The organism is Lentisphaerota bacterium (assembly GCA_016873675.1).
Taxonomy (GTDB): Bacteria; Verrucomicrobiota; Kiritimatiellia; order RFP12; family JAAYNR01; genus VGWG01.
Map to the genome: position 1 here is coordinate 1 of VGWG01000114.1, position 8,057 is coordinate 8,057.

Here is an 8,057-nt window from a genome sequence, read left to right on the forward strand (position 1 = left end):
GCCCGATGCCGGGTTGGGTAACGGAGGCTTGGGTCGGCTGGCGGCCTGCTATCTCGATTCCCTGGCTGCGTTGGGCTACGCCGCGTATGGGCACGGCCTGCGTTACGAGCATGGCATGTTCCGGCAGGAGTTCGACGACGGCTGGCAGGCGGAACAGCCGGACGATTGGCTGAGGCTTGGAACGCCCTGGGAGATCGTGCGTCCCGAGGACGCCGTCAGCGTACTGGCCTACGGGCGCACCGTGCCGGTCGTCGGCGCGGGGAAGTCCGCCCAATCCGTCTGGATGGACTGGCAGATGATCGAGGGCGTTCCGTTCGACGTGCCCGTCATGGGCTGGGACGGCGGCCGGATCAACGCGCTGCGCCTCTGGAGTTCGCGGGCCGCGCAGGGCTTCCGCCTGGACGTCTTCAATCAGGGCGACTACGTTCGCGCCGTGGAGGAGAAGAACTGGGCCGAGACCCTCACGAAGGTGCTGTACCCCTCCGACGGCACCGGCGCGGGCCGGGAACTGCGCCTGCTCCAGGAGTACTTCCTGGTGGCCTGCGCGATGCGTGACCTCACGCGCGCGTTTCGCCGGAGCCGCCGCGATTGGCGTCGCCTGCCCGACGCCGCCGCGGCGCAGATGAACGACACGCACCCCGCGCTGGCCGTGGCGGAATTGATGCGCATCCTGGTGGACGAGGAGGAACTGCCGTGGGAAACGGCGTGGGATGTCGCCACCCGCACGCTGGCGTACACCAATCACACCTTGATGCCGGAGGCGCTGGAGCGGTGGCCGGTGCCGCTGTTCGAGCGTGTCCTGCCGCGGCACCTGGAAATCGTCTACGAGATCAACGCGCGCTTCCTGCGCCACGTGGCCGAGCTGCATCCGGGCGATACGGACCGGCTCCGGCGCATGTCGCTGATCGAGGAAGGCGACGTCAAGCACGTGCGCATGGCCCACCTCGCCGTGGTCGGCAGTCACGCCGTGAACGGCGTGGCGCGTCTGCACTCGGACCTCGTGCGCACCCGGTTGCTGTCCGACTTCGCGCAACTCTGGCCGGATCGCTTCACGAACGTGACCAACGGCGTGACGCACCGCCGCTGGCTCCGGCAGTGCAACCCCGAGTTGGCCGCATGCCTGTCCGCGCGCATCGGCGACCGCTGGCTGCGGGACGCCGCGGAGTTGCGGCGGATCGAGGCGCATGCGGACGATCCGGGATTCCTCGATGAACTGCGCGGCATCAAGCGGCGGAACAAGGAACGGCTGGCGGCGCGGATACGGGATGCCCTCGGGGTGACCGCCGATCCGGATTCCCTGTTCGATGTCCAGGTCAAGCGCCTGCATGAATACAAGCGCCAGTTGCTGAACGTCCTGCATATCCTGTCGTTGTACCTGCGGTTGCGAGACGGCGTCGAGGCGGACCCCGTGCCGCGAACGTTTGTGTTCGGCGCCAAGGCCGCGCCGTCGTATTCGACCGCCAAGCACATCATCAAGCTGATCAACAACGTGGGCCGGATGCTCGAAGCGGACCGTCGCGTCCGCGACCGTCTGCGGGTGGTGTTCCTGCCGGACTACAACGTGTCGCTGGCGGAATGCATCATCCCGGCGGCGGACCTCTCCGAGCAGATCTCCACGGCGGGCACGGAGGCGTCCGGCACCGGGAACATGAAGCTGGCGCTGAACGGCGCGTTGACCATCGGCACGTGGGACGGGGCCAACATCGAGATCGCGGAAGCGGTGGGCCTCGACAACTTCTTCGTCTTCGGCCACCGGGTCGAAGACCTCGATGCCCTCCGGGCCACGTACGATCCGTCCGCGTGGATGGCCGGGGATCCCGAGCTCGCGGCGGTGCTGGATCTGCTGCGCGGAGACACGCTGAGTCCGGGGCGGGCCGGGCTGTTCGAAGGCCTGAGGGATGCGCTGACCGGGCGGGACTTCTTCTTCCACCTGGCGGACTTCCGGTCGTATGTCGAGACCCAGCGGCGGGTCTCGGATCTCTACCGATCGCCCGCCGCCTGGTCGCGCTGCGCGGCGCTGAACATCGCGCGCATGGGACGGTTTTCGAGCGATCGCGCGGTGGAAGAGTACGCCCGGAGTATCTGGAACCTGCGGCCGAAACGGATCGCAAAGCGGGAAGTCGGATCATGAGCGGAGACAAGAAAACCCTGGATGGACACGAACAAGGACCCAAGGGATTGTTTCTCGATCTGATCCCGGGCCTGGCCGGACGCGCCGAGGCCTTTCGCGGCTCGGATGAATTCGTGGACGACGCGGTCCTGGCGGCATTCGAGCGGCAGATGGCCCTGACCGTGGCGGCGTTGCGAACCGCGGTGGACACGACCGATGAGGCGGGCATCCGCCGTCAGGCGCACTCCTTGCAGGGCATGGGCGGCGCGGCCGGCGCGCCGGAGATCTCCGTGGTCGGCGAGGAGTTGAGTCTGGCGGCCAAGGCGGGTGACTTTGCGCGTTGCTCGGCGCTGGCCGCGCAGCTTGCTGCTTGGACGGACATGCGCGGCGGCGCTCCTGCCGACGGGCGCTCGCCCGATGTCCTGCCGAACGCACCGGATGTCCGGGGGCGCATCCTGATTGTGGATGACGAATATCCGAACCGGCTTTATCTCCGCAAGCTGCTCACTGCGCAGGGAGCGACGGTGCTCGACGCCGAGAACGGCGAACAGGCGGTGGCGTTGGCCAGGCGGGAGGCGCCGGATCTGGCGCTCGTGGACGTGATGATGCCCGGCCTGTCGGGATATGAGGTGTGCGAAAAACTCAAGAGCGACCCGGCGACACGGGATGTCACGATCATCATGGTCACGGCCCGGACCACCCCGGAGGATGTCGAGCATGCGTTCGTGCTGGGCGCGTTCGACTACATTCGCAAGCCGTTTCATGCCCGGGAACTGCTGGCGCGCGCGCGCCACGCTTTGGAACTGAAGCGCCAGAGCGATGCGCTCCGCCAGTGGCAGACACGCATGATGCGCGAGATGGATGCCGCGGGCGCCTTGCAGCGCAAACTGCTCGCGCGGGAGCCTTTCTTCGGGGACGCCGTCGAAATCCGGTTCGCTCATCAGGCCAGTATGAGCGTGGGAGGCGACGTGTTCAATGCCATCCCCCTGCCCGGCGATCGGGTCTGCTTCTACGTGGCCGACGTGGCCGGCCATGGCGTCGCGCCGGCCATGATCGCCACCCTGCTCAAGGCCCTGGTGGAGGATGTCGCGCGCGAACAGGCCGACCGCGGGCCGGCGGCGATGTGCGACGACATCCATCGCCGTTTCCGCCATTACGTGACAAACCCGGAGTCCTACGCCTCGCTGTTTATCGCGATCCTTGGGACCGATGGCCGTTGCGTGGCATTCAACTGCGGACATCCGTCGCCGCTCCTGTTCGATGCGAACGGCACGGTTTTGCCACCCCTGGACGATCGCGGCGGGATGCCGATCGGCCTGCCGGATACCGGTGCGGTTCCCGCTTACGATATCGCTGACGAAATCCACGTCACCTTGCCCCCGGATGCCGTGATTGCCGCATATTCCGACGGATTGATCGAGGCGCGGCGCAGGGAGACGGCTGATTTTTGCGGGCTCGGCAACCTCTCCGCCATGCTCACGGACGCATTGCGACATCCCGACGTTGTGGATCCGGCGCGCGCCGTGTTCGACCGCCTGACGGCGGCGGGGTACGATCTGGCGCAGGACGATTGCACCTTGCTGGTGGTTCGCGCGCTCGATCCCGCATCCTTTCGGCTGAAGCGCAAGATTCCTCCGACCCATGAAGCCGTCGCGGCCCTCGCCGGGGAGATCGAGAGCCTCTTGCGGAAAGATGGATGGCCTGAAGAAAGCGCCGGCGCCGCGCAGTTGCTGGCCATGGAGCACGGGGCCAATGTCGTGGACTATGGCCGGTTGGCGCCGGGGGAACGCATCGAGTTCCAACTCCGCCTGCTGCCCATGAGCGCCCAGCTCATCTTCCGTGATCGCGGGCGGGAATGGGATTTTTTCGAGCGGCTGGCGCATACGCGGCGACAGCCCGTTGATTCGGCGCGCGGACGCGGGTTGCGTATCATCGAGGCCATCGCCCGGCATTGCGACTTGATTCGGGCAGACGGATGCAATACTTCTTGTTATCATGTAAGTAGTTCCTTTCGGGCGGAAGGCGGGATGGATTCGGGAGTTGAATGATGAACGAAGCGATTTACCAGGCGCGCATGGAGCTGTTCAAAACGCTGGACCTGCCGGTGTCGCGGGCGGATATCCGTCGGCTGCGCCGTCGGCAGGCCGTGAAACTCGCCATCTGGGAGATCGGCCTGCGCAGTCTATTCGCATTCAAACGAGTTCTCGACGTGATCGGGGCGACTGTCGGGCTGATCCTGCTGGCGCCGGTCTTTTTGGCCGTCTCGCTGGCCATCGTCATCGAGGACGGCTGGCCCGTCTTTTTTGCCCAGACGCGCGTCGGCCAGAACGGCCGGCAGTTCAAGTTCTACAAGTTCCGCTCCATGGTGCGCAACGCCGAGAAGTTGAAAGACACGCTCGTGCAGCAGAACGAGTCTGGCGACGGCGTGATCTTCAAGATGAAGCGCGATCCGCGCATCACGCGGGTGGGCCGTTTCATCCGCCGTTTCAGCATTGACGAGATGCCTCAGTTCTTGAATGTTCTTTTCGGCGATCTGGCGCTTGTCGGTCCGCGCCCGCCCGTGCCGCGCGAGGTGGCCGAGTACACGCTGGAAGACCGCAAGCGCCTGCACGCCAAGCCGGGCCTGACCTGTCTGTGGCAGATCCAAGGACGATCGGAGATCCCCTTCAAGGAACAGGTCCGTCTGGACTTGCAGTACATCCAAAGCCAGAGTCTGTGGAAAGACATCGTGATTATGTTGAAAACCGTGCCCGCGGTTCTGTTCGGCCGCGGCGCCTATTAGGAAGGAGCGAGTTATGAACATGCGCATGGAGATTCGGAATGGGAAAGGGGTCGCCACGGTCAACGGTCCGTTGAATGCCGCCGGCGTGGATACGTTCCGGGAGCAGATGCAGAAGTGGATGGCCGAGCATGAGACGATCGAACAGATCGTGCTGGACGCGGGGGAGATGGACTACATCGACAGCGCCGGACTGGGTGTGCTGATCGCGTTACTGAAACGCGTGACAGAGCGCGGCGGTGACATCCGGATCGCCCGCCTGGGCAATAAGGCTCGCATGGTGTTCGAGATCACCCGCGCGTTCAAGATCTTCGAGATCTTCGACACGGTGGAGGAGGCGCTCGGAGCGGAGGCATGAAGGCGGTTTTTCATACCGGTCTGGCGGTGGATTGGGGCGATGCCCTTGACGGACGGCCCTGGTGCCTGGCATCTGTGGGTGGAAAACCGCTCGTGGAGCACTGGCTTGAATGGGCGGTTCATCTGGGGATCGAGGATATTCGCCTGGTGCTGGGCGACGGGGCCGACGAGATCGAGGGGTTCTGCGGCGACGGCAGCCGCTGGGGTTTGCATATCGCCTACGGGTTTCTCAGACAAACCTCCGATCCCGAAGTCTACCTGCGCCGTTCCCCCCGGCAATGGGAGGAAGGGCTACTGTACATCGCCGGCCCGGTTTTCCCGCGCCGTCTGCGAGCGCAGGCTGCCGATGGCGATCCCATTCCCATCCCCCTCCCGTCCGCGCCCGGCGCGGGTGCGGCCTGGCTGCTGCGCAAGGCGGAAGGCCGGATCGCCTGCTTCCTGAGCCGCGATGCGGACGCGGTCAGCGCCCTTGCCAACGGCGTGTGTAACACGGCATCGGAACCATGGACGGCGTTCGACCTCGAACCGGTGCTGCTTGACGACATCCGCGCGTACTACGAGATGAACATGCGCCTGGTCAGGGGCGAGATCGCCCGCTACGTGCGTCCGGGCTTCGGCGGCGGGGAAGGCGCCTGTATCGGCAGCAATGTGATCATTCCTCTCTCCGCGGAACTGCGCCCGCCGTTGATCATCGGGGACAACTGCCGGATCCATCCCATGGCCGTGATTGGGCCCGACGTGGTGATCGGCAATGGCGTGATCGTCGATCGGCAAACCGAGTTGACCGGGAGCGTCGTGCTGGATGACACCTACCTCGGGCGAAACCTGGAGATCAGAAACCGGGTGGTCGCCGGCGCGCGACTGATTGACCCGTCCGACGGCACGCCGGTGGATATCGCCGATCCGTGGTTGCTCGCGCCCCTGGAAGCGCCCGCACGCGCCTCCGACCTTCTGCGTGCGGTCGGAGGCTGGGTTGCCGCAGTCGTGCTGACGCTGGTTCAAGCCCTTCCCTTCTGCCTGTTCTACCTGGCGCTGAGAGCGTTTGGCAAAGGGCGTTTCCAGTTCAGCCCAAGGCTCGCGGTCCGCGCCCGGGTGCGGAGTTTGCCGTACTGGCTTCCCCCGGTGGATTCCTCTAGGCTGAACCGTGCTTTCGCGGGCCTGTCGCTGGACTTGTTTCCCCTGATCGCGCTTGCCGCGATGGGCCGGCTCTGGCTCTGCGGCCACGCGCCGCTGCATCCCGAACGGGACGCCAATCTGCGGAGGCGATTGCGCCGCTATTATCCGGCGGCCTTCGGCTATCATACGGCACGCACCGCCGGAAACGATGCCTTTTCATCGGCGGTGACTGCCGATGCGTTCTACTATGAACGCTATCGAAGCGCGATCGAGGACCTGCGGATTCTCTGCCGAACCCTCTTCGGCAGGTTGCTGGCGTGCATGACCACCTCGTCCGGCGGGGCCCTATGACGGAGAGGGACCCGCTGCTTCTACGCAGGTCTGATGCGCCGGGGTTCGAGACGGTGTTGCGACGGCTTGGCCTCGAATACGATTGCCGGGTTGCGGCCACCCTCGAAGAGACGCGCGGCGTCCTTGCGCAACACCCGGTTCCCGCGGCGATCGTCTGGCATCTTCCGGATGCGGAAGACGGCTTGACGTATTGTCGCGCCTTGCGCCTTGCCCATCCCGAACTCAAGATCATCCTGATTGCCGCCGGGGCCGATCAGGGCCGCGTGATCGAGGCATTCAATCACGGTTACCTGTTCCGCTGTCTGACGGAACCCGTGTCGCCGGAAGCGTTGGATGACGCCATCCGAGCCGCCATCCGTCAGTCGGAGATGGAGCGGGTTCAATCCCTGTTGATCCAAAACGCGGCGCAGATTGACCGCCAGGTTCTCTCGACACCCTACTGGCTTTATCGCCTTCAGACCTCGACCTCCACGTTCGTGCGCGCTCTGGCCGGCAGCGTGGGGGTTTGCGCTGTCACGGTTCTGGTTGTCCTGCTGGCCGGAATCGGCGTGTTCCTTCTGCTTTATTACGTCAAGTCGGCGCTGGGAGTCGACCTTTTCGGAGACAAACACTTGAAGGATTTCGTGCCGTGACGATCCGCTTGCATCCTGACTTCGATCATGCCCCACAAGGCGACGACCTGTTCGCTGTAGGCCAGGTCATCGGGATGGGGCATGTCCAGGACGAAATCTGCGCACGCGCGCGTCGGGAGCGTGTGTTTCACGTACATCGGCTCCACCTGGCGAGTCCATTGGTTCCGGACATCCTCTTCACTCCGGCCGCGACTCGTCCGGTCGCGTTGGACCCGCCTGCGCAGCCGCTCATGCGCAGGGACATCCACGAAGAAACGCAGATCGAAAAGGTCGCGCAGCGCCGGGAGCACGAAAAGGAAGAGCCCTTCGACGATGATCAGGGGCGACGGGGAGGTTACCTGCGCACGGTCGGACCGGCGGTGCCGGACGAAATCGTAGACCGGACGGCGGACGGCGCGCCCCGCCTTCAACGCCGCCAGGTCGGACGCGAGCCGGTCCAGATCCAGCGCCACAGGCTCATCGAAATTGTAGCCGGACGCATCCGCTCCGTCCGGCACGCCCAGATAATAGTCGTCCTGGGTGATAGCGACACTGCCGAAATCCGCCGTCAGGTCGCGGAGTCCCTCGGCAAGGGTTGTCTTCCCCGAACCGGAACCGCCCGCAATGCCGACGATGATAGGAGTGGCCATAATAGGCATGTCGTTATTGTAACGAGGCCCACCTAATGAATCAAGCCAACACCTGCATCGCCACCATCGTCATCGGAGCTCGT

The 8,057-nt window shown here is 65.0% G+C and carries 7 protein-coding genes; 6 read left to right on the plus strand and 1 reads right to left on the minus strand.

Annotated elements, in window-relative coordinates:
- The 6 genes from FJ222_10920 to FJ222_10945 all read left to right on the plus strand — a co-directional run.
- On the plus strand, nucleotides 1-2,131 hold a 2,131-nt coding region (locus FJ222_10920), incomplete at its 5' end, for a glycogen/starch/alpha-glucan phosphorylase (GenBank protein ID MBM4164931.1).
- The gene (locus FJ222_10925) at nucleotides 2,128-4,158 is read left to right on the plus strand and encodes a response regulator (GenBank protein MBM4164932.1); all 2,031 of its coding nucleotides are present in this window, start codon (nucleotides 2,128-2,130) and stop codon (nucleotides 4,156-4,158) included. The genes FJ222_10920 and FJ222_10925, both read left to right, overlap by 4 nt.
- 26 nt (nucleotides 4,159-4,184) lie before the next feature.
- Nucleotides 4,185-4,892, plus strand: a complete 708-nt coding sequence (locus FJ222_10930; GenBank protein ID MBM4164933.1) for a sugar transferase — start codon at nucleotides 4,185-4,187, stop codon at nucleotides 4,890-4,892.
- Nucleotides 4,893-4,905: 13 nt separating this feature from the next.
- On the plus strand, nucleotides 4,906-5,247 hold the full coding sequence (locus tag FJ222_10935; GenBank protein ID MBM4164934.1) for an STAS domain-containing protein: 342 nt from the start codon (nucleotides 4,906-4,908) through the stop codon (nucleotides 5,245-5,247).
- On the plus strand, nucleotides 5,244-6,713 hold the full coding sequence (locus tag FJ222_10940) for an NDP-sugar synthase (GenBank protein MBM4164935.1): 1,470 nt from the start codon (nucleotides 5,244-5,246) through the stop codon (nucleotides 6,711-6,713). Before FJ222_10935 ends, FJ222_10940 begins: the two co-directional genes overlap by 4 nt.
- On the plus strand, nucleotides 6,710-7,345 hold the full coding sequence (locus FJ222_10945; protein ID MBM4164936.1) for a response regulator: 636 nt from the start codon (nucleotides 6,710-6,712) through the stop codon (nucleotides 7,343-7,345). The genes FJ222_10940 and FJ222_10945 overlap by 4 nt, the downstream gene beginning before the upstream one ends.
- Here the strand turns inward: FJ222_10945 and FJ222_10950 are convergent.
- Nucleotides 7,279-7,983: a uridine kinase gene (locus FJ222_10950; protein MBM4164937.1), complete on the minus strand. Its 705-nt coding sequence runs from the start codon at nucleotides 7,981-7,983 to the stop codon at nucleotides 7,279-7,281. The two genes, FJ222_10945 and FJ222_10950, sit on opposite strands and share 67 nt — an antisense overlap.
- Nucleotides 7,984-8,057: the final 74 nt, after the last annotated feature.

Coding starts and splice junctions, on each gene's coding strand:
- FJ222_10925 (MBM4164932.1), top strand. CDS start 2,128: ATGAGCGGAGACAAGAAAACCCTGGATGGACACGAACAAGGACCCAAG.
- FJ222_10930 (MBM4164933.1), top strand. CDS start 4,185: ATGGAGCTGTTCAAAACGCTGGACCTGCCGGTGTCGCGGGCGGATATC.
- FJ222_10935 (MBM4164934.1), top strand. CDS start 4,906: ATGAACATGCGCATGGAGATTCGGAATGGGAAAGGGGTCGCCACGGTC.
- FJ222_10940 (MBM4164935.1), top strand. CDS start 5,244: ATGAAGGCGGTTTTTCATACCGGTCTGGCGGTGGATTGGGGCGATGCC.
- FJ222_10945 (MBM4164936.1), top strand. CDS start 6,710: ATGACGGAGAGGGACCCGCTGCTTCTACGCAGGTCTGATGCGCCGGGG.
- FJ222_10950 (MBM4164937.1), bottom strand. CDS start 7,983: ATGCCTATTATGGCCACTCCTATCATCGTCGGCATTGCGGGCGGTTCC.